The sequence below is a fragment of the Pseudanabaena mucicola FACHB-723 genome (assembly GCF_014696385.1).
Lineage (GTDB): Bacteria > Cyanobacteriota > Cyanobacteriia > Pseudanabaenales > Pseudanabaenaceae > Pseudanabaena.
The window spans coordinates 38,591-61,240 of sequence record NZ_JACJQB010000015.1; the positions used below are offsets into that span (position 1 = coordinate 38,591).

The 22,650-nt window shown below is 42.3% G+C and carries 18 protein-coding genes and 1 pseudogene; 12 read left to right on the top strand and 7 right to left on the bottom strand.

Annotated elements, in window-relative coordinates:
- Nucleotides 1–35: 35 nt before the first annotated feature.
- Nucleotides 36–533, bottom strand: coding sequence for a hypothetical protein (locus H6F41_RS09490; protein WP_242022992.1), 498 nt, complete (start codon nucleotides 531–533; stop codon nucleotides 36–38).
- A gap of 118 nt (nucleotides 534–651) precedes the next feature.
- On the opposite strand from H6F41_RS09490, the gene H6F41_RS09495 reads away from it, so the two are divergent.
- Complete coding sequence (locus tag H6F41_RS09495; protein WP_175357294.1) at nucleotides 652–789, top strand: photosystem II reaction center protein K; 138 nt, start codon at nucleotides 652–654, stop codon at nucleotides 787–789.
- Nucleotides 790–930: 141 nt separating this feature from the next.
- Complete coding sequence (locus tag H6F41_RS09500) at nucleotides 931–1,176, top strand: hypothetical protein (RefSeq protein WP_190403240.1); 246 nt, start codon at nucleotides 931–933, stop codon at nucleotides 1,174–1,176.
- A gap of 35 nt (nucleotides 1,177–1,211) precedes the next feature.
- On the opposite strand, the gene sppA is transcribed toward H6F41_RS09500, so the two are convergent.
- Nucleotides 1,212–2,231, bottom strand: coding sequence for a signal peptide peptidase SppA (gene sppA, locus H6F41_RS09505; RefSeq protein ID WP_190403241.1), 1,020 nt, complete (start codon nucleotides 2,229–2,231; stop codon nucleotides 1,212–1,214).
- Nucleotides 2,232–2,382: 151 nt separating this feature from the next.
- Between sppA and bchM the strand changes: the two genes are divergently transcribed.
- Complete coding sequence (bchM, locus tag H6F41_RS09510) at nucleotides 2,383–3,090, top strand: magnesium protoporphyrin IX methyltransferase (RefSeq protein WP_190403242.1); 708 nt, start codon at nucleotides 2,383–2,385, stop codon at nucleotides 3,088–3,090.
- Nucleotides 3,091–3,314: 224 nt separating this feature from the next.
- Entirely contained in the window at nucleotides 3,315–4,265 is a 951-nt protein-coding gene (gene hemC, locus H6F41_RS09515) for a hydroxymethylbilane synthase (RefSeq protein ID WP_190403243.1), read from the top strand.
- A gap of 48 nt (nucleotides 4,266–4,313) precedes the next feature.
- Here the strand turns inward: hemC and H6F41_RS09520 are convergent, their stop codons facing one another.
- Complete coding sequence (locus tag H6F41_RS09520) at nucleotides 4,314–6,572, bottom strand: response regulator (protein WP_190403244.1); 2,259 nt, start codon at nucleotides 6,570–6,572, stop codon at nucleotides 4,314–4,316.
- A gap of 160 nt (nucleotides 6,573–6,732) precedes the next feature.
- Between H6F41_RS09520 and H6F41_RS09525 the strand changes: the two genes are divergently transcribed.
- Nucleotides 6,733–7,563, top strand: a complete 831-nt coding sequence (locus H6F41_RS09525; protein ID WP_190403245.1) for an ATP-grasp domain-containing protein — start codon at nucleotides 6,733–6,735, stop codon at nucleotides 7,561–7,563.
- A 39-nt stretch (nucleotides 7,564–7,602) separates the two neighbouring features.
- Here H6F41_RS09525 and H6F41_RS09530 read toward each other — a convergent pair whose 3' ends face one another.
- Complete coding sequence (locus tag H6F41_RS09530) at nucleotides 7,603–9,297, bottom strand: ABC1 kinase family protein (RefSeq protein ID WP_190403246.1); 1,695 nt, start codon at nucleotides 9,295–9,297, stop codon at nucleotides 7,603–7,605.
- A 115-nt stretch (nucleotides 9,298–9,412) separates the two neighbouring features.
- On the opposite strand from H6F41_RS09530, the gene gcvT reads away from it, so the two are divergent.
- Both gcvT and H6F41_RS09540 read left to right on the top strand, forming a co-directional pair.
- A complete protein-coding gene (gene gcvT / locus H6F41_RS09535; RefSeq protein WP_190403247.1) occupies nucleotides 9,413–10,501 on the top strand; it encodes a glycine cleavage system aminomethyltransferase GcvT in 1,089 nt (362 codons plus the stop codon).
- Nucleotides 10,502–10,943: 442 nt separating this feature from the next.
- The gene (locus H6F41_RS09540; protein ID WP_190403248.1) at nucleotides 10,944–11,456 is read left to right on the top strand and encodes an RNA recognition motif domain-containing protein; all 513 of its coding nucleotides are present in this window, start codon (nucleotides 10,944–10,946) and stop codon (nucleotides 11,454–11,456) included.
- Between the two features lie 61 nt (nucleotides 11,457–11,517).
- On the opposite strand, the gene H6F41_RS09545 is transcribed toward H6F41_RS09540, so the two are convergent.
- Complete coding sequence (locus tag H6F41_RS09545; protein WP_190403249.1) at nucleotides 11,518–12,828, bottom strand: YdcF family protein; 1,311 nt, start codon at nucleotides 12,826–12,828, stop codon at nucleotides 11,518–11,520.
- Between the two features lie 322 nt (nucleotides 12,829–13,150).
- Here H6F41_RS09545 and lipA point away from each other — a divergent pair, with 322 nt between their 5' ends.
- Nucleotides 13,151–14,011: a lipoyl synthase gene (gene lipA, locus H6F41_RS09550; protein WP_190403250.1), complete on the top strand. Its 861-nt coding sequence runs from the start codon at nucleotides 13,151–13,153 to the stop codon at nucleotides 14,009–14,011.
- Between the two features lie 267 nt (nucleotides 14,012–14,278).
- Here the strand turns inward: lipA and H6F41_RS09555 are convergent, their stop codons facing one another.
- A complete protein-coding gene (locus tag H6F41_RS09555; RefSeq protein WP_190403251.1) occupies nucleotides 14,279–15,433 on the bottom strand; it encodes a 5-(carboxyamino)imidazole ribonucleotide synthase in 1,155 nt (384 codons plus the stop codon).
- Between the two features lie 327 nt (nucleotides 15,434–15,760).
- On the opposite strand from H6F41_RS09555, the gene H6F41_RS09560 reads away from it, so the two are divergent.
- Nucleotides 15,761–17,464, top strand: a complete 1,704-nt coding sequence (locus H6F41_RS09560) for an NAD(P)H-quinone oxidoreductase subunit 4 (protein ID WP_190403252.1) — start codon at nucleotides 15,761–15,763, stop codon at nucleotides 17,462–17,464.
- Between the two features lie 247 nt (nucleotides 17,465–17,711).
- Nucleotides 17,712–17,960 (top strand): annotated as a pseudogene (locus tag H6F41_RS09565) (hypothetical protein); the annotation flags it as partial.
- 202 nt (nucleotides 17,961–18,162) lie between these two features.
- Here the strand turns inward: H6F41_RS09565 and H6F41_RS09570 are convergent.
- A complete protein-coding gene (locus H6F41_RS09570) occupies nucleotides 18,163–20,655 on the bottom strand; it encodes a tetratricopeptide repeat protein (protein ID WP_190403253.1) in 2,493 nt (830 codons plus the stop codon).
- Nucleotides 20,656–20,950: 295 nt separating this feature from the next.
- Here H6F41_RS09570 and H6F41_RS09575 point away from each other — a divergent pair, with 295 nt between their 5' ends.
- The gene (locus tag H6F41_RS09575) at nucleotides 20,951–21,349 is read left to right on the top strand and encodes a type II toxin-antitoxin system HicB family antitoxin (protein WP_190403254.1); all 399 of its coding nucleotides are present in this window, start codon (nucleotides 20,951–20,953) and stop codon (nucleotides 21,347–21,349) included.
- A 144-nt stretch (nucleotides 21,350–21,493) separates the two neighbouring features.
- Entirely contained in the window at nucleotides 21,494–22,618 is a 1,125-nt protein-coding gene (locus tag H6F41_RS09580) for a peptidoglycan DD-metalloendopeptidase family protein (RefSeq protein WP_190403255.1), read from the top strand.
- Nucleotides 22,619–22,650 lie beyond the last annotated feature (32 nt).

The window sequence follows — 22,650 nt, forward strand, 5'->3', positions numbered from 1 at the left end:
AAGTTTTGCCCTGCGTGTCTTGGCACATTAAACTATTAACGTCTGACCTTACCCGCAAATCCTGAAGCCTTAAATTGTTTGAGTTCGAGAGGTTCAGGCTGTTCCGCAGGGATGGCAACCATCAGTTGAATCTCGCTCTTACCCGCAGGAATTTCATCTACAGAACCCAGTCTGGTGCGCTCAGGCATCGCATCGTTACCATTGGCATCATAAATGCGCCCAAAAATATCGGCATTGTAGACAACCTTACCCGATGGGTTATTGGCTAAGCCTTTGACCATATAGCACTTAGCCGACATTACCCCGCCACCTAGCACCATATTTTTACCAGCATCACCAGTACATTTTTCATAGGTAAGTTGCGTCAGCTTGATTTGGACCGTTGCCCATGCAGGAGCGCTAAAGGCAAAGGTACAAACGCAGAGTAGCAGTGCCAATCCGCCGATCTGGAGAGTTTGTGAAAATTTCTTGAAAAGTTGGGTGCTTTGCCAAAGCTTTGCATTGAGGAGCTTGGTATAATTTGCGATCGCCATAAATAAACCTTCTGGTAAACCCGTTAATTAAGACCGTCGATAAAAAATTTTCTGAAAAAGAATGGCTTCTTTGACGTGGTAAAATTCATTCTAGCTCTTGAAGGAGGTTTACTTTATAATGCAACTTGGCTTATTGATCGCAACGTTACCTGAAGCGTACAGAATTTTCGACCCACTGGTAAACGTTCTTCCTGTTATCCCTGTATTCTTCTTGCTTCTCGCCTTTGTATGGCAAGCCGCAGTCGGATTCAAATAGGTTTTACATAGGTTTAAAATTAATTAAAAAACTTATAAAAAACTTTTCAGTCTGTTTATAAAACCAAAACGATATAAGCAATCGGGGTGACGGCAACGTTACCCCGATTGCTTTAGCACTAAAAAATATTACTTCTTAGCTATGGAAACGATCGGACGTTGGACGAACAAATTTTTGATGTTCAATTTGTTCTTAGTATTTTTCTTTTTTGCATGGTTACTAGTAGCTCTCGGTGGTGAAAGCTTAAAAATCAATTTGGGTCTAGAGCTATGGCGACAACTATGGGAGCCATTAATTCAACCCGTGCTAGGTATTGTCATGGCAGGTGCGATCGCTAGTGGCATAATTTCCAAGGTCAAACAAAAATTGGCTAAACCTCAACAATAAAAAAGAGGGACAGTGCTTTGCACTGTCCCTCTTTTTTAATTCACCCAACTGGGCATCAGTAAAATTGGCGGATCGTAATTCCCTGCTTGCATTCCCTGCCCTGCTAACTTTGAACTAAATTGATCTGCGATCGCATTCAGCTTGTCAGTACCCGCAATATCAAATGCTCTTGCAATAAAGGGTAAAGCGATATTCACACTGGTTTGGCTAAATAATTGATCGATCAATCGCTCGAAGGATGCTGGCGACTTGCGGAGCGGTAATTCTTGATCTTCAGGTAAATTGAACTGCTTTCTAGATAGCGATCGCAAATCTGCTACGGCTTGATCGAGCGTTCCGATGGCATCCACCAACTTATTGGCTTGAGCTTGCTTTCCTGTATAGATCCTGCCGTCTGCCAATTTTCGGACTACCTCCAAGTCTAGCTTGCGCCCCTTAGCTACATCACTAATAAATTCTTGATAGGTGCTTTGCAGCAATTCCTGTAGTAATTGTCGCTCTGGCTCACCTAGCTCACGAAAGGACGAGAAAATATCTTTATAAGGACCAGTTTTAATAGTTTGAGGCTGAATCCCCAAACGATCTAATAATTCTTTAGCATTAAATCCATTCAAAATCACGCCAATACTGCCAGTGAGCGATCCCGCATTGGCATAAATTTTGGTCGCAGCACTCGCTGCATAGTAACCACCACTAGTTGCCTGATCGAGCATACTCACCACGACAGGTTTTTTCGCAGCCAAATCCTTGACGGCTTCGTATAGCTCTTTACTTGCGCCGACAGTTCCGCCGGGGCTATTGATGGATAGCAATACTCCTTTTACCGATTCATCATCGATTAGTTCTCGCAGGCGATCACGTACAGACATGGCACTAGAACCCGAACCACGCGCACCTGTGATTGCGCCATCTAAGGCGACTAATTCCAGACGATTGCGATCGAGAACTTTCTTGAGATCGAGTGCCTCATCCATTTGGCGACGCTGAATACCAAAGGTGGCAGAGACAAAGCAAACGGCGACTAAAACGAGCGCAATGATGCGATTGAGTTGCATAGCAAAATTTTTGGGCAGTTGACTTTAGTTTAGTACAAAACCCAGAAAGTATAGGCATTGCATCACGTCGCCTATGCGTTCTGCGTTAAAATCATCACCTGTAACAAAACTATTAATTTACTCAGCTTTTTTGTAAGCTTTCTTCACAATCATGGCTAATCAAGCGCTTAACAAGACCTCAAGTACAGCATCCCCTAAAGATAAAGAAATAGTTCGCGATTATTTTAATTCCACTGGATTTGATCGCTGGCGGCGGATTTATGGTGAGGGTGATGTCAACCGAGTGCAGCGCGATATTCGGACTGGGCATCAACAAACCGTGGATTATGTATTGGACTGGTTTAAAAATGACAAAAACGCGATCGGGCATACTGTCTGTGATGCAGGTTGTGGCACGGGTAGTTTGAGCATTCCCCTCGCTGCAATGGGCGCAAAGGTATATGCCAGTGACATTTCTGAAAAGATGGTGGGTGAAGGTAAAGAACGCGCCACTGATCCTGAAAACCCTGTATTTGAGGTCAAAGATTTAGCCTCTTTGTCGGGGTCATATGATACGGTAGTTTGTCTTGATGTCCTGATTCACTACCCCGATCGCGAATCGGAAGAAATGATCGCTCACCTTGCTTCCCTTGCCAAATCTCGACTCATCCTTAGCTTTGCCCCCAAAAATCCTTACTACGTGATGATGAAGAAGGTCGGTGATATGGTTCCGGGCCCTAGCAAAGCTACTCGCGCCTATCTTCATAAAGAATCTGATGTGCGCCGTGTGCTTGAAAGGCTAGGTTTCACGATCAAGCGCAAAGAATTTACAGCTACCTCGTTTTATTTCTCCCGCCTATTTGAAGCAGTCCGTAAATAGTACAGGGCTTCCGCCAAAGAACGAGATGTGGGAGGCAATTCATGAATTGCCCCCCACATCCAACACTTAGGTAAGAATTCTTTACACTTTATAAATTTGCGATCGCAGTGAAATAGCCTCAAAACCTGTTTGAATAAGAAATAGTGCTTTTAGTTCAGTAGGGGAAGCGCTTTGCTTTACCCCTAAATTCCTTTAAATTTTATTTTTATTATTTAGTTTGCCCTATGGTTACATCCTCAACAGTTCGCATTAGTTCTCGCAAAAGTCAGCTAGCACTGGTACAAACGCATTGGGTACAAGCGGAACTTAGTAAAGCACACCCCGATCGCCAGTTTGATGTTGTCACCATGAGTACACAGGGCGATAAAATCCTTGACGTGGCTCTCGCCAAAATTGGTGATAAGGGCTTATTTACAAAAGAATTAGAAGTATCAATGCTGACCAAGGAATCTGACCTTGCAGTACATAGTCTCAAAGATTTACCAACCAACTTACCAGAGGGGCTAATCCTTGGGGCAATTACTGAGCGCGAAGATCCCGCCGATGCTTTAGTTGTTCATGAAAAATTAAAGGATAAGACTCTGGCAACTTTGCCATCAGGCACAGTGGTCGGTACATCGTCTTTGCGCCGCCTAGCCCAATTGCGTCATTACTATCCTCACCTCACCTTTAAAGATGTACGTGGCAACCTTAATACTCGTTTGCAAAAGCTTGATGCAGGTGAATATGACGCGCTAATTCTGGCCGCCGCAGGTTTGCGCCGCTTGGGTATGGGTGATCGTGTCCATGAGGTGATTGACTCAGAAATCTCTCTCCATGCCGTGGGGCAGGGCGCATTGGGGATCGAATGCCGCGCTGAAGATCCTGATATTTTGGCTTTGTTTGCGCCAATTATTCATTACCCCACCACTCAGCGTTGTTTGGCAGAGCGTGCCTTCTTGCGTGAACTCGAAGGCGGCTGTCAAGTGCCGATCGGTGTGCATACCTCGATTGACGGTAATAAGCTAACACTCAAAGGTATTGTGGCAAGCCTTGACGGTCAAACGCTAGTACAAGGTGCCGTGACTGGCGATTTGGGCAGTCCTGAGACTATCGGTGCAGATCTGGCTGAAGATCTCAAATCTAAGGGCGCTCAAGATATTCTCAATAAAATCTTTGCTGAAGTCCGCGCTTAATCTTTACCTTAAGCCCAAAAAGGGAGGTCGCCTAGCGACCTCCCTTTTTCAATTACTGGCATTGGCGATTTCTAGAAGCCGACGTTTTTGGTCTTCTAGGGCAACTTTTACGCGATCGCATTCTTGCTGAAATTCATCACCCAGTCTAGAAAACTCAACGGAGGCAAAGTTAACCTCCCCTTGCATTGCTTGTTTTTCCAATAACTTACACATATTTGATAGCTTCATCGCTCCAATCGAAGCACTAGATGCCTTGAGAGAATGACTACCGACCTTGAGCGCATCAGCATCCTGATTTGTAAAGCCATTCAGAACGATGTCTCTAAATTTCGGTAACTCTTCTAAATAAGAATCAATTAAATAGGTAACCGTAGGGGACTTGTCGCTAGAGCCAATCATTTTGGCAAGATGATCAAACACATTGACATCAAAAACAACTGTGTTCACGTTTGCATCTGGAATAATGGGTTCTGACATATCAGGTGCTGCCATAGGTAAATCTACTAGAGCTTGAGCTAACTGATTAACGCGAATTGGCTTAGAGATATAGTCATCCATCCCTGCTGCCAACATTTTTTTGCGATCGCTTACCATCGCACTAGCCGTGACTGCGATGATTTTAGTATGTTTCGCTGAGTTTTTTTCTAGTTTGCGAATTTGTGATGTTGTTTCCAGACCATCCATTTTTGGCATTTGGATATCCATCAAAATGAGGTCATAATGCTCATGTTGCAAAGATTCAAGGACTTCTAAGCCATTGCTAACCACTTCACAGCTATAGCCGAGTTGCTCTAGGAACAGAATCATCAGTTGTTGATTAACTAAATTATCTTCTGCGACTAGGATTTTTAATGGAAATTGCTGAGCTAAATTTTGAGGAAAAAATTCATGATCTTCTAAGTTAATCGTTGGTTGAAACTTTTGAAACTCAGTAATAGAAATAGTTGATACGAAAATAGTGAAGTAGAATGTTGCACCGTTGATGTTTTTTTGGTAGTGTGACTGGGCTAACCAATGTGATGCAGGATTTCCACCAATTGCGCCATTGCTTTCTACCCATATTTGACCATTCATCATGGTGGTTAGTTGCTTACAAATGGATAGCCCTAAGCCTGTGCCACCATAGTTACGAGTTGTGGAGGAATCAACTTGAGTAAAGGCTTGAAATAATTGGGATATCCTCTCTTTGGGGATGCCAATGCCTGAGTCACTAATAGAGAAGAGAAGTTCATACTTGATGTCTGTTGGATCATTTGGAGCATTTGAATGAGGATCTTGATCAGATGTGCTTAGTACACTGACGTTCAATGAGACTCCACCCATATCTGTGAATTTAATAGAGTTCCCAATTAGATTGACTAAAACTTGCCTGAGTCGAGTAATGTCACTCACGATGAGTTCGGGAACTGCCAAGTCAATCTTGTAACCCAGTGCAATCTCCTTCTCCGCCGCTTTGACATTCAATAAACTGAATACATCTTCAATACAATTTGATAAAACAAAGGGATGGTTTTCTAATGCTAATTTGCCAGATTCGATTTTAGAAAAGTCAAGCACATCGTTAAGAATATTCAAAAGACTTTCACCACTGCTACTGACAATCTCGGCAAAATTTCGCTGCTGTTCCGTTAGCTTTGTCTCTAACAACAACTTAGTCATACCAATGATTCCATTCATGGGTGTGCGAATCTCATGGCTCATCATTGCCACAAATCTACCTTTGGCTTGATTGGCTAGTTCTGCATCTTGTTTCGCAATTGCCAAGGCTTCATTTTGTTGAGATAGTTCCGCTGTGCGAAGGTTGACTCGTTCCTCTAACTCAACGACAAGATTCTGATAGAGTTTTTCACTGTCTCTAAGAGCAATTTCGGTGTTGCGCCGTTCGCTAATCTCTTTTTCTAGAGCCTGATTGGCTTGCATTAACTGCTCTGAGCTAGGCATTGCTAGTGCCGTAGGAATCAGTGTTAATAATTCAAAGGCAGTGTAGATCGAAATCAAAGCAGTCATGGCTTTGAGGATGCCTGATATCCAGTAGACGGGATACCATAGCGTCCAGATTTCCATGATATGCGTGATCCCACAGGCAGTAATAAATGCCCCAAATAGCCACGATACTTTTTTGAATGCCTGAGCGTCTTGACGCTTGCTTACAAAGTAGATCAACATGATTGGGATCGAAAAATATGCTAAAGCAATGAATCCATCGGCGAAAACATGTAATCCCACCAAATTCGTCTGCCATAGGTAGCAATGACCATGGGGAATAAATCCATTAGTTTTTAATAACTGCAAGATGGTTGCGATCATGTTGGTCTATCTATATATGAGTATCACTGATCATCTTGATCGGTGTTTAGGTGTGTGAGTAGAGTTGCTAACTATGGTGCTGTATATGCTCAGCGATTACATGTGATTCCCGTCACATGGCTGGCTTGAATTTAATAAAAACAAATGAAACCTTGTATTTATGCTGACAAATATCAAAATGCTGCTAGAGGCTTGTCAAAATCTGAACGTTGACTACGAGATTGTGCATCCCAACCAAAATTTGGTCAAAATTAAAATTGACGATCGTGAATATTATTTTACTAACTACTCGACTCCATTAACACCACAATCTATTGCGGAAATATTTAAAGACAAGCAATATTTCTATCAGATTTTCCATGGTGTAATTAATATGCCGACGACAATTTCTTTTGTATCGCCTTATTGCGATCAGAAATATCAGGAGTATTTGCAATTTTCGACCATTGAGCAAATCATTGCAGAAATAGAGAAAGAATTAAGCTTTCCCGTGATTGTTAAACGCAATCGGGGTTCAGGCGGCAATAATGTATTTCGATGCTTTGATCGGCAACAGATTCAGAATGCTTTAGAGACAGTTTTTAATGTTAATTCTAAAAATTATGACTATGTTGTACTAGCCCAAAAGTCAATCAATATTGTTAAAGAATATCGTTGTGTCTGTCTTGATCAGCAACAGGTATTGCTGTATGACAAGGATTTTTCGCAGGCTGAGTTTACGGGCAACCTGAGTCCTTTACATTGGCAAGGTGCGATCGCAAAACAGGTCTGCGATCGCAAAATTATTACTGCTATTGATGAATTTATACGCCCAATTTTCGAGCAGATGACTGATATTGCCTATGTTGGCTTGGATATTGCCGTGGATGATCAGGGGGTTTTTTGGTTAATCGAGGCAAATTCCCATCCCAACTTTGATATTTTCTTACGTGACAATGGTAAAACGGCGCTTGTTGAAATGTTTGAAAAAATTGTGCAGTATTTAAAATAAAGCTTGTGTAACCGCGTAGCGGTTACACAAGCTTCTAGGTTAGTTAATGTTTTGAAAAGCGGCAAAGGGAATCGCGGCAGCGATCGCTTTGGGCATCGCTCCAGTTAGGGTTTTAACTGCCATATCCCATAACTTGGCTGGCTCTAGATCTGCGCCGATCATTTGCCAAATTCGCATTAGCTCCTCCGTATGCAGACGATTATCCTCGGTGAGAGCCAATAAAATGCGGCGGCGGATATATTCACCATCCTTAGAAGTTAAGAACTTGATGCCCATGCTCGCCGTGGGAATAATGTCAAACTGACCATCGGATTTTGCGATCGCAAGTAGGTTCTCCAGTCTTGTCCATTGAAATTTGTCATCTTTAAAGAGAACTTCCAATAGTCTTGACCGTAAGCTTTCTGATTCATCAGTGAGCAATCGTCTCGCCACGTAGGGATAAGCAACCTGTACAATCCGAAACTCAGGATTGAGGCTGAGAGCAACACCTTCTTGGGTAATTACGGAGCGAATAATCAGGGCAAACTTGGCAGGCAAGCAGAAAGGATAGTCATACATCACTTTCGAGAAGCGATCGGTGACAACCTTGAAGTTAAAGTCTTTGACCTTCTCAGACATGATATCGCCGAGTACCGATTCGAGCGCATTGACGATGGGCTTCATTTCGATGTCGGGCTGTAAGAAGCCAAGTCTTACATAGTCCTGACCAAGTTCGTCATAGTCCTTATTGAGCAGATGCACAACGGAATCAACTAGTTGCTCTTTGGTTTGCAAATCCAATTGATCCATCATCCCAAAATCGATATAAGCCATCTTGCCGTCATAGGTGGCGAAAAGATTGCCAGGGTGAGGATCGGCATGGAAAAAGCCAAATTCGAGCAGTTGGCGTAACCCAGACATTACGCCAATACGCACAAGATTATCGGTATTCAGTCCTGCGGATTTAATTTGGTCAATTTCATTGAGCTTGATGCCATTAATCCATTCCAAGGTGAGAATGCGATGGGTGCTGAACTGGCGATAAATGGAAGGAACTTTTACATTGGGATCATCACGAAAGTAACCCGCAAAGCGCTCGGCATTGGTCGCTTCATGCTCGTAGTCGATTTCTTCAAATAGCTTTAAGCCAAATTCATCGACAATGGCTTCAAGGCTATTCCCCAGATTGAGCGGCAGCAATGGCCCTAGCCAACCAGCAAACCAACGCAGGATAAATAGATCGAGCGTCAGGGTGGGAATGAGGTGAGGACGCTGCACTTTCACAGCAACTTCTTCACCTGTGTAGAGGGTGGCTTTGTACACCTGACCCAGACTGGCAGCAGCGACAGGATCTTCTGAAATATAGCGATAAACTGTATTAACAGGTTTGCCTAGCTCGGACTGAATAATGTCAAAGGCCTCGGCGTTAGAAAATGGTGGTAACTGATCTTGCAGTTTGGTTAGTTCTTCAAGAAAGTCAACCCGCACTAGGTCAGGACGGGTAGAGAGGGCTTGCCCGACTTTGATATAGGTGGGGCCAAGGGCAGTAATAATGCGCCTTAGTTGTTCGGCTAGTTTCGGTTGACTCACTGTGTTGCCAGTCAAGACATCCCAGCCGAAGGCTAGTCCAAAACTAATTGCAAAATAAATGATTTTAAAAACCCGACTAATCGCTAGCCAAGGGCGACGACCGTAATATTCGGCATTGGCTTTGGCATCGTAGCGATTTAGCTGTTCAAGGGGATGCTGACTCACGCTGATTAATTACCGTTTTTTAGATCCGATTAATCTATCAGTATACAAAACTACATAATATAGTGGGAATAAATTTTCCTAAACACAGCAATTCCCACTATCAAGAACGATGACTATGAGCAACTCTCTCAAACGCACTCCTTTGTACGATCTCCATGTGGCGGCTGGTGCGCGACTGGTAGAATTTGGCGGTTGGGAGATGCCCGTCCAATATAAAGGCATTGTCGCCGAACATAATGCGGTGCGATCGCAAGTTGGTATGTTTGATGTATCCCACATGGGCAAATTTGCAATTTCTGGCGAAGGGGTAATCGAAGCCTTAAATAAACTTGTGCCATCAAATCTAGGGCGTTTAAAGGTGGGGCAAGCATTCTATACGGTATTGCTAAATGAGCAAGCAGGCATCATCGACGATGTGATTTTTTATCGTCACGAACCCGACGGCGATCGCGAGAATTGGTCCGTGATTGTCAATGCCTCCACCTGTGCCAAAGACAAGGCATGGTTGCAGCAACATTTAGGCGATCGCTTGGTGGATAACTCTGAGTCCCAAATCTTGATTGCGGTACAAGGCAAAACTGCGATCGCAACATTACAAGATCTCGTAGTTTCTGACCTCTCAAAATTGCCAAGGCTACGGTTTGGACATACCAATACTGAAGTGTTGGGCGTACCTAGTTTTGTCGCTCGCACAGGCTATACAGGCGAAGATGGCTGTGAAATTATGACCGATATTGATACAGGGAGAGCGCTCTGGCAAAAACTACTAGATCTCGGTGTGATGCCCTGTGGCTTAGGCTGTCGCGACACCTTGCGACTAGAGGCAGGAATGCATCTCTATGGTCAAGATATGAATGAAACCATTACGCCTCTCGAAGCAGATCTTAATTGGATTATCCATTTAAAAGAGAAGGGTGATTTTATTGGGCGTGCGGTCTTAGAAGAGCAAAAAGCGAATGGACTGACGCGCAAATTAGTTGGTTTGGAATTGGCTGGTCGAAATATTGCCCGTCATGACTATCCCATTCGTTATGACGGCGAAACCGTGGGAGTTGTCACCAGTGGCACAATGTCGCCAACCTTAGGCAAAGCGATCGCTTTTGGTTATGTCCCGCCGCACCTCTCTAAAAATGGTCAAATTTTACAGGTGCAAATTCGCGATAAAGAATTTGCCGCCACAGTCACAAAACGTAATTTCCTATAAATTGCCTATTACATAGCTGTAGCTATTTGGGTTATGGCATAACCAAAACCCAAAATAGAGTTGCGGCACGAAGCGCCGCAACTCTATTTTGGGTTTACAGCCTATTGAGGCTTTGAGTAGTACAGAAATATTTTTGAAAGCCAAGGGGATTGATTCCCTTGGCTTTTAGCTTAATCACAGAATTTCAAATGCACTTAGTGATACCAATTTGGAATTTTGATACTTTCATTACATTTTGTTTTAAAGACATGCATCTTATATGCTATGTTGGTACATGGCACAAAAGTGTTGTATTAATTTGATTAATCGCAGGTAGCACCTAATCAATAGCTCAAAATTAAGCTAATAATAAGTAGCGAACAAGTTTTTTAAAACAAGTTTTTTGTAGCGGCTGCTCTAGTCACCTGCTGAAGATTTCATAGCGTAGAGGTTTTCTATTATTATGTCCATTCGCCTTTATGTTGGCAACTTGCCAGCAGAATTAGATCGCCAAGCTCTAGAAAAAATTTTCAATGAATCAGGTGATTCAGTATCTTTGAAGGTTATCACCGATCGCAAAACAGGCAAGTGCCGTGGTTTTGGATTTGTGACCGTTGGCTCTGATGAAGTCGCTGATGTGGTTATTGAAAAGTTCAATGGCTATGATTTCAACGGTGCTGTATTGAAACTAGAAAAGGCTCTACCCCGTACCAAGGGTAAGGCTGAAGATGGTTCTGATACTGACGAAGATACTGATGTATCCTCTCATTCTGAAGATGAATCTTCTACAGGTGCAGTCGCCGCACCAGTTAAAGCTGCTGCGAAACGCAAAAAACGTAACAATAACAAGAAAACGACTGGAAGTACATCTACTTCTAGCAGTTCTTCGGAAGCACATCAACCCGATCCACGTTGGGCAAGTGATCTAGAACGCCTGAAACAACAGCTTTTAGAAGCACAAGGCGCAGCTAAATAAATTCAAACTCAAACAAAACAAAAAAACTCGCATCGCGAGTTTTTTTGTTTTGTTTGAGTTTTTAGATTGGCTGCGGGAAATAGGGAAATGCATCGGTGACGGGGGGACGTAACCAGAATCTGAGGGTATAGAAAATCAGTTCCTTTACTTCAGTCCATACCCGTTCTGATCTCACAAAGGATTCAGCATTAAACAAAAAATACTTGGGTTTGACTGTAAATTGCTTGCCAACTGGCCAAGGACATTGTTTGGCAAGGTCACTATGACTATCGGATGGATAGCTAGCAATCGTTAGAGCCGTATTGAGCTTTTGATTTCTAAAGGACAAAAAAGCTCGCGTGGCTTCGATTGGCGAAGTAATTAGGACAATGCGTTGATTGTTGATACTGTCTGTGGGAAGCCGCTTATTGGTTTCTAAGGATTTAATGAGTCTATTGATTTCATCGCCGCTACTTCTTACGCTAAATCCTGATGGCTCGATGATGAGCGACGCTCGCATCTCTTCGGTATTTGACAACTTCATGATTTGCTGACACATGAGATCGGCTTCAGTGAGATCAACGGTTGACAGCAGTTCAATGGATGTGGTGTTGTCAAGAAAATATTTTGCAAATCGAGGATCGAAAAACAAGCCAACATTATCTATGTTGCCAATAATTTCATTTTTTATGTCATTTTTTCCACGATTTGGTGGTAATTCAGGCGCAATTAAGCAAGGATATCCTTTGCTAATGGGGTACGTAATCTTCTTGCCGCCACTGAGGATGATGTAGGGCTTTTGGTTTGGTGCAGAGTCGTTCCATATTCTAACTGCTTCTTGTAGCCTTGGCTCATAGGGGGGATTGTCTGCCAAAACCACGATCAAATCATAAACTCCACGCTGAAGCTCTTGTAAATCTTGACCAGTTAAATTGTTGACGGGACGACGATAGGATTGCTCGATCGCATTTTCGCCTTGCTGTTCTAGGTAACAGGTGAATATCTCAGATGTGGCATTATTAGTTGCGATCGCAAAAATAAGTAAGGCAATGATTATTTCTCTTCGGACTATACTGACCTTTTCTACAGCCCCCTTGTTGTCAACCTTTTCGCCACTTCTGATACTAATATTTCTGAGCCGAAGCCAGTAGTTGGCAGTCAGTAATAGCAGTACAATTCCGACCAATGTGAAGGGGAAGGTTAAAAACTCAACCACAACTTTGGGGACTGGGTCTTCAACAAAGCGAAAATTGGCAAAAATAATGACAACTAATGCCGCAAATATAACTAGACCAAATATGCGAAACCAGTCCTTGGGAATCGCTCTAAATAGAATAATAAAAATAGGGATCGCAATAATCCAGATCAGAATATTGGTTAATAGGTCAAACACTATCCCTCCAAAATTCCTTACTATTAGTTTTTCTGTTCAAAAAATCGTGCCAGAACCGAATAATTGATGTGATCTTCTTGGCTGATTTTTGTTTGCGATCTGTCGAACATGGTTATGACTAGATATGTCAGTGCAATATGCTAGTCAATAGAGTCATATCTGTAAAGGGCTTTATCTGTTTTTGTCATTGTTTATCTGTTTTTGCCTGATTTTTGATGGCAAATTTATCAATTTGGCGATGAATGATTGGCACTGCACCTAAATTTATAGGCTTTAATTAAGAAATGTACTTTGTGCATTCTTAATCCAAACTGCAAATTCTATGCCCGCCAAAGAAGAGTTACGTTTACCCAGTTGGTTACGTCCGCAAATCGGAAAAGCTGATCAAATCTCTGAAGTTCAACAAATTATTAAACAAAGAGGTATCCATACAATTTGTGAGGAGGGACGTTGCCCCAATCGTGCCGAGTGCTATGCCCAAAAGACGGCAACTTTCCTTTTGATGGGGCCAACCTGCACCCGCGCCTGTGGTTTTTGCCAAGTTGATAAGGGGCATGCGCCGATGCCTCTTGATCCTGAAGAAGCAAGTAAGGTGGCGGATGCAGTAAATTTATTGGGCTTGGATTATGTGGTTTTAACTTCGGTGGCACGGGATGACTTGGCAGATCAAGGGGCTAATTGCTTTGTGGAGACGATGAATGCCATTCGACGATCGCGTTCCCATGTCAAAATTGAGGTTTTGACACCCGACTTTCGTGGCGATCGCAATTGTATTGAAACGGTGGCTTTAGCTAGCCCTGTTTGCTATAACCACAACATTGAGACAGTTAGACGATTACAGGGCAAAGTCCGCCGTGGTGCGAAGTATGAACGCTCTCTATCGGTTTTAGCGATGGTTAAAGAAATTGATCCGCGCATTATTACCAAGTCAGGGCTGATGGTGGGGCATGGTGAAACCCTCGAAGAATTGACGGAAACCATGCAGGATGTCTATGCAGTTGGCTGTAGTTCGCTGACAATTGGACAATATTTGCGCCCATCCCTTGAGCATTTACCAGTACAAAAATATTGGACTCCTGAAGAGTTTGAGCAATTGGGTGCGATCGCAAAACAGATTGGGTTTACTCATGTGCGATCTGGAGCTTTGGTACGCAGTTCCTATCACGCTAGCCAGATTTCTTAAAATAAATATTTAAAAGCACAGCAAAGCGGCGCTTTTAAATAGCTTTTAAATATTTATTTGGTTTTAAGAAGTATAGTTTTTAAGACAGAAAAATAGCGGGTAATGGCAACGTTCGTAAATCCACTCCCCGCTAACTCTTGTTCAATGAAACAATTGAGACGCAGATATAACTTCCCACATAACTAAGCTGATTTTCATCGGCTAAAGCGCTTATTTGGAAGGTTATTGATTCAGATCCGCCAGTAAAAATGCGCCTCAGCCGCATTTTTACTGGCTATACCAAATACTCTCAATGCGATCGCAAATTTCTATAGCTGCATCGTGGTAATCGGCTAACACTGTGACATGACCTAATTTGCGCCCAACTGATGATTGTTTTTTGCCATACCAATGAATGTGCGTATTGGGTAAACTTGCGATCGCAGTGCGCTTATCGGCGTAACCTGCATCCTCACAGGACTTATTCTCAAAACCTAATAGATTCACCATTACTGCCACGGGTGCAACCATTGACACATTGCCCAAGGGCATGGCACTGACAACGCGCAGCAATTGTTCAAATTGAGAGGTTTGACAACCTTCAATGGTGTAATGACCTGAATTGTGGGTGCGTGGCGCGATTTCATTAACGCTGACATCGCCTGTTGCTGTTAAAAAAAATTCAATGCCCAAAACCCCGATCGCATTCAAGGTAAGCATGATTTGCTCAGCAATTTTTTTAATGCATTCACTCACTTGATCATTAACCCTTGCAGGGGCAACAGTCCGCCGACAGACTTGATTGGTTTGCAGTGTTTCCACAACAGGATAAATAACAATTTCACCTGATTCCGAGCGGGCAGCAATGACGGCAAGTTCGCGCTCAAAAGGAATAAATGCTTCAGCGATCGCAGGCAGTTTCTGCATCATTGCCCAAGCCTGTTGCAGCTCAGTTTCATTCTCGATTACCCAAGTGCCTTTGCCATCATAGCCATGCCTTCTTGCCTTTAGCACCAATGGATAGCCAAGTTTTGTCGCCGCCGCCAACAGATCGGCTTGATTATCGACAGCATAAAATTCAGGAGTGGGAATGTTATGAGCTTGAAAATGTTGGCGTTGATTTAATTTGTCAACGGAAATTGCGAGGGTGTCGAGTTTGGGTAAAAACAACAAATTGCGATCGCGATCGATTAGTTCTTGAAGTGCCACGAGATCGACGAATTCGTTTTCAAAGGTAATTACTTGGCAGTATTGAGCCATCTCGGCAGTTGCCCTAGCATCAGCAACTTTGCCATAAATGACGCGATCGGCAACGGTTACGGCTGATTCTTCGGGGCTAGCTGCTTGCACAGACAGCTCCAGTCCAATCCTCTTGGCGGCAATTGCCATCATCCATGCCAATTGTCCACCACCAATCACCCCGATTTTCTGTCGAGTAACCACTGCAAACTTCCTGAATCAATATTTCTTTAAGTTAACAAATGTTCTCATATTATCAACCCATGTAAGTAACGAGGCGCAATTAAATATAAAGCCCTAAAACCTGTGACGAAAGAGCTTGCACAAAAGGTTTTAGGGCTTTAATGATGTCTAGAAGAGAGTCACGACATGACGCGCCACATCCATCTTTTAGGTGTGATACTAGGTGTTATGGTCTGACACAATTGGCAGCAGCTATATGATTGCCATTGAAAAGAATGATGATGAAAACTTTGTAAAGTTTAGTACAATGCTTAACATTCCCTAGAGTAAGTATTTATTCTCATCGACATGACATCAGCCCAATTTCCTTGGCTTACTGCGATCGTCCTGCTGCCCCTCGTAGCTTCCTTACTCATACCCATCTTGCCAGACAAAGAAGGCAAAACTGTACGTTGGTATGCATTAGGCGTAGGTATCGCTGACTTTATCTTGATGTGCTATGCCTTCTGGAAAAACTACGATCCGAGCAGCTCGACCTTTCAACTCGCGGAAAAGTACACTTGGATACCCCAACTAGGTCTTAGTTGGGCAGTTTCGGTCGATGGCATCTCTGCGCCTTTAGTGTTACTCGCAGGACTTGTCACCACACTGTCGATATTTGCAGCATGGCAAGTTAACATCAAACCTCGTCTGTTTTACTTCCTCATGTTGGTGTTATACGCCGCCCAGATTGGCGTATTTGTCTCCCAAGATTTACTGATGTTTTTCATCATGTGGGAAGTCGAACTCATTCCTGTATATCTGCTCGTTTCCATCTGGGGAGGTCAGAAACGTCAGTATGCAGCGACCAAGTTTTTACTCTATACTGCCGCCGCTTCTATCTTCATCCTCGTTGCTGGTTTAGCCATGGCGCTTTATGGTAATAACCTCACCTTTGACATGGCAGAGCTAGCGCTCAAGGATTTCCCCCTTGCCCTAGAACTTCCACTTTATGCAGGTTTATTGATTGCCTTTGGTGTCAAACTAGCGATTTTCCCTCTCCATACTTGGCTGCCAGATGCCCATGGTGAAGCTTCTTCACCTGTATCGATGATTTTGGCGGGTGTACTCCTCAAAATGGGTGGCTATGGTTTAATTCGCTTAAATATGGGACTACTAGATCATGCCCATGTTTACTTTGCGCCAGTTTTAGCGATGCTCGGTGTGGTTAATATTGTCTATGGTGCGGTCAACTCCTTTGCCCAAACTAATATGAAGCGCCGCCTTGCATTTTCATCAGTCTCGCATATGGGGTTTGTGCTGATTGGGATTGCCTCATTCACGGATTTGGGAATCAGTGGCGCAATGTTGCAAATGCTCTCCCATGGCTTGATTGCCTCTGTGTTGTTCTTCCTCGCTGGCGTTACCTACGATCGCACTCACACCATGCTCATGACCGAGATGGGCTATATCGGCAAAGTAATGCCCAAGGTGTTTGCGCTGTTTACAGTCGGTGCGTTAGCATCCCTTGCTTTACCGGGCATGAGCGGATTTGCTAGCGAGATTTCGATCTTTGTGGGGATGACATCCAGTGATGTTTATAGCTCTACTTTCCGCACAGTTACGGTATTTCTAGCCGCAGTGGGCGTAATTTTAACGCCGATTTACTTACTGTCGATGCTGCGTCAGATTTTTTACGCCTCCGATGCAAACCCCACTTGCGATATCAATCCATCGTGCGATATCTCTGATATCAGCCTCAAGGCTCAAGGGAATCAGGATGTAGTTTGTTTTGGAACCAATTGCATTTTACCTAGCGAAGCTGATTTTAGTGATGCTCGTCCCCGCGAAGTATTTATCGCCCTATGCTTGCTAGTTCCAATCGTGGCGATTGGTGCTTATCCCAAACTAGCAACTAATCTCTATGATGCAACTACGGTTGCGATTAATTCACAGGTGCGTCTCGCCCGTGAGCAGGTTGCCTCCGCTAAGAGTGAGCAAATCTTTGCTGAGCAGTCTGGATTCCCAACGCTTGCAGAATCACCAAGTAAGGCAGTTGTAGCAACTAAGTAGAACTTCTCTAATTAGGGTTAACAAGCGATCGCTGCGATCGCTTGTTTTCTTATGTATAGCAAAGATCGGAATAGTTAGGGCAATTGGCAGAAAGTTTGTTGAACAGCATTCCATAAACGAGACTGTAAATTTCTTAGTGTTTAATTGACAAATTTAACGAAAAAACAATGGTTTCAGCCTGAATTTACACAAAAAATTTTACAGTCTCCAGACTATTAACCTATTTGCTGGGTGTAAATCCAAACGAGTTATCAATTTTCTGGCTTATTTACGCAATCATCGTCATCGTATTCCTGCGTATGGTTATCTACAAAAACAGGGTCTTCCCATTGGCTCTGGCTCTGTTGAATCAACAAGTAAACAGATTGGTCGTCGGGTCAAGATTTCTGGCGCTCAGTGGCATAGAGACAATGTTGCTCAAGTTTTGAAACATCGTTGTGCTTATCTCAATGGCTATTTCTATCCTCCTAAGTATTTCTACTCAGTGCCTAATTGAGATGCTCCCGTTGGAGACTGTAAATTTCTTAGTGTTTAATTGACAAATTTAACGAAAAAACAATGGTTTCAGCCTGAATTTACACGAAAAATTTTACAGTCTCCCCGTTCTTCCATATTGTCCTCTCTAGTCATTAACTATTGTACTCGAATGATTTTAGGTTGCTAATCATGGGTTTAATGTTTACCTTGGCTCGCATCAACTATTTGAGTATTCGTTGTATGTTTCCTCCAAAGGCTTTGTTAACTCTCTCGATTTGTTTGGGAGCTTCTTTCATTTGCGCGAAAAGTTTTAGGGCTTCATCTTTGTCTTTTTGTGCTTTGAAATGTTTTCCCATAGCTTGATGTGTTAGAGCGCGTTGAAAGTAGGCTTCGGCAAGGTCACAGTTTCCACCAATTTTATTAAGTTTCTCTATAGCTGTGTCATAGTTAGAGATTGCGTCATCCCACTTACTCTTCATTCTATCAAGAGTAGCTAAACCAACTAGAGCATTTGCCTCAACTTGAGTGTACTGACTATCCTTTGCCTCCTTTTGGGCATTTTTGTACATCTTTAATGATTTCTCAAAAAATGATTTCTCAAAATCTGACAAGTTCATGTATGCTTTGCCCATGAATAACCATCGATAGCACTTTGACCAAGAGTTCCTATTAGTTATCTCCAACTTGCCTTGTACTTTTTCAGCATAATCAATTGCTTCCTGTCTGAACCCTAATACAGAGTTCACAAAACTCAAGCAATAGTATGAATCAAATGTATACTCATTTTTATATTTCTCCTCATCTATATTTTTTGATAGTTTTATACATTCTTCAAAATTTGCTTTCGCTTGCTCAAGTTCCCAAAGCTCTATTTGACAAAGTCCTATATTCAAGAATGCCACTGCTTGAAGGCGAGGTAAGTCATATTTAATTGCTATTTCTTTTGATGTTTCATGAAAGTCAATAGCCTCCTTTATATCTCCCATTAACCAACAAACATCCCCTAAGATATTGTATATCCTGCTTAGTTGATATCCATCAGTCATATGATTGACTACTGTCCTAATATCTGATCTGATATCGCTAAGCAATCCTAGTCTATAAAGTGAACCTCCCAAAGTCTCTTCGCTTGTCTCTTTATAAGTTACCGTTTGAGTGATTACCTCACCAGCTAATGCAAACTCGTTAATATTTATATAGTGATGGTAAGCTTCAAAAGCTTTTAATGCATCATCTCTATTTGTAAGAGATTTGAAAGATTTTTTCCAAAATTCAGCAGCTTTTTGATTCGCTTTTATCCCTTCCTCTGTCCACTTTCCAGAACTATCTCGCAATCGACTCAATGCCTGCTGACGCATCACAGGATGGAGTAAATATCCTTTCTTTTCTACTAAGAAATCAATGAGACAGAAATCTCTCAAATTTTGAATTACGCGTTTAGCTTTAAGTTTAGATTCTGTCTTATCTTCCCAAAATAAAGCAGTAATGCCCTCTTCAGGAACCGTATCCACTGAACCCTGATAACGATAACATCCCATCCGACAGAGCAAATTATAAGCGTCTAAATTATGCTTTTGTAACCGTTCAAACTGTAGATCAAATAAGCCCTCAATTGTTGAAATTCTTAGTAAATCCTCCTGATTCGCATTCCAAAAAGCTTCTAAATCCTTTCCATATTCGTCATTTTTAACAATATTCGCACACAGCACAGCCATACATGCAGCATTACCGTCATAAGCCCCATGAATTTTATTAATAGCTGAATCTTCCTTGCCTAAAGACTCTTCACTGATTTGAACACCATAACTTTGAAAATATTCATGCCAACTTCTAGCGCATAACCTAGGTAGTCGACAGGTTTCAAAGCTGAACCTGTGCTCATTAATCGGTTCTCGACTAGTGATCAATGTAATTGAACCTACGAAGGGATCAGATAGAACTTCTAATAACTCAATATATTGCTTATGTTCATCTTTGAACCATCCATCGACCAGAGCAGGTTCAATGTTATCTATCACAAAGCAAATAGGGCGCTTAACATCAACACTTGTAAGTAGTTTTCGAAAACGCTCTAACTTAATCCGAAATTGTTGTCCACCTATTTCCTCGCCCCAAAAATCTTGCAACCATTTATCAACCAGTGAGGCAGCTCCTTGAACATCATTGCTATCGGTACTTGCAACTTTAAAAAAATCATGATAATCAAATTTTTTACCGTAAAACCTCGCGACCGTTGACTTACCTCGCCCACCTACTCCTAATAGGAGAACGAGTCTATTTTGCTTAAACTTTATATCTAGTTCCACTAAAACATCATCCCGTCCAATAAAATTAGGAGCAGACGCTGAAGCTGAAGATGTTGTTAATTTGGGAGTAGAGTTACTTTGGGATGCGGTTGGGGGTTGGAAACGATTATCATCAATTAGACCATGCAGTATAGAAGGATGTAAAAAATCTGGCTTATATTTTCGAAATAAATTGATTAAATCATCCTCATGTAAACCGCCTCTCCCATAATACTTGATATCAAAGTGTTTACAAACTAGTTTTAGTCTTCGTGATACATTCGAGATATCAATTTCTAGAGATTTCGCAATTTCTTTTTGAGATTTGCCATGTTGTAAGAAATGAACTAAAAAAGTCTTCATTACAACATAGGGCTTAGCAGGACTTTCCAGTTCTTTAAATTTTTTCAAAAATATTTGCTCGTCCATGTTTCCCCATCACTAAGCCCTTAAAGCTGACACTACCTATGATACTATGAACACATCGCAAAGCTCAGCAAGCTCATCCAAAAGTTTTTAGCCAGTCCGCCAGAAGCCAGATTTGAGGAAGTCCGCACCCTGCTTGAAGGTTTAGGATTTCACGAAGCACGTTCAAAAGGCATTCATCATATTTTTCGAGACCAACTAGGGAGGTAGTTAACTATCCCAAAAACAGGTGGTCAAAAAGTTAAGCGTCCGTATATTCAAAAAATCGTAGAAATGCTCAATTTAGAGGACTGGAAAGATGACAATAACTAAACTCGATAAATCAACTTCTCAACGTCAATCTCTAGATTACTACCTCAAACTCGCCTATCCCATTACTTTCTATCCCGATCCTGATGGTGGTTATGTTGCCGAAATCAAGGATTTAAAAGGTTGTCTCACCCAAGGCGAAACCATCGAAGAAGCCGCAACAAATATCAATGAAGCCCGTGAGATATGGATAGAAACTGCCTATGAATACGGTGATGAAATTCCTTTACCTAGTTCTGAATCTGAATATAGCGGTAAACTCATGCTGCGGATTCCTAAAGGTTTACATCACCGCCTAGCCACCCTAGCCAAAAGTGAAGGCGTAAGCCTCAATCAATATCTCCTCTTCCTACTCAGTTCCGCCACAGGTAAGTCTGCATTGCACTAGACAAAATTTATGTGCATTTTTGTCTGTGCATTTTTGCACAAAGTCATTACACATTGCATTTTTGCATGTTTTTCAAAGATATTGAACATTTCCTTTAACCTGAGTTCATCTCACAAAGAGATAAGTAACTCAGGAGTAAAACGAATGAACATCTCAATTCTAACAACTGTTTCTAAATGCACTGGCTTTGTATTTGGTGGTGTTGCGATCGTGTCACTTGCATCCATTGTTGGATCGTCTTCGTCTAATGCTGAAACCTTTGTACTTAATGGCAACAAGGCTCTCAATACTAATCCAAGTTTTCGTACAATCGATGGACACCCCCGTATGTCTATCTGGGATCATGTCCTTAGTGATCCCGATCAAAACTTTGATCGGAAAGCTGGCGGTAATGGAGGAGACCATTTGGTTCATCGCCGTACAGTTAAATGTTTGAATGCCGCTCGTCCTTGGAATGGGGCTGAAGTCAATATTTATCCTTGCCGATTTGGCGATGCCGACCAGAACTTTAACATTGAATCCATCGGAAATGGTGATGTACAAATCAGGCTCGCTAAGACCAAATTTTGTATAGACAATCCCAACCGTATTAATGGCGGTTTAGTAACCTTGCAGCAATGTGTCAGTAATGCTAATCAACGCTTTAAGATTAACGGTGGCACGACACCACCACCATCTATCGGCTACTATCGCGATCTTTCTTCTCTATCCAATGATGCGTGGGATCAATACAGTGGTGATAGCACAAGGTTTGATCCCAATCCCAAGTGGGATGGGAACGTAAATGAAAAGTCGAAAACCCCTCCATCGATCAGTCAAATCTACTCTGATCTGAGTGCAACAATCTTTGGAAATCGCCGCCCGATGAATACTGGTTATTTGTACGATCAGGGCTATTTCAATGGCTTTAAGAAATGGCACGCTGGATTTGACATTGACGCACCAAAAGGCACTCCAGTTAAAGCTGTAATTGGTGGAACTACATGGAATATTCAAAACACAACTGGCAACTACTTCATGGCTGTTAAAGGTGATGATGGCAAACTATGGATTTATGGACATCTTGGCAGTTTGAGTGTGGCAAACGGAAAGAGGATTGAAGCAGGGCAAGAAGTTGGCAAAACCGGCGTTCAAAATCATCTACATTTAGAAATTCAGAACAATGTAAGCAAGTATGAACAAACCTTGGGTGCTCATGCTAATCAACAGTTTGTTCGAGATGTAACTTTTAGTCCACTTCATGCCTTCTGGCAAGTTAAGAATAGATAGTCAAACTATTCTTACTTTTAGAGCGATCAATT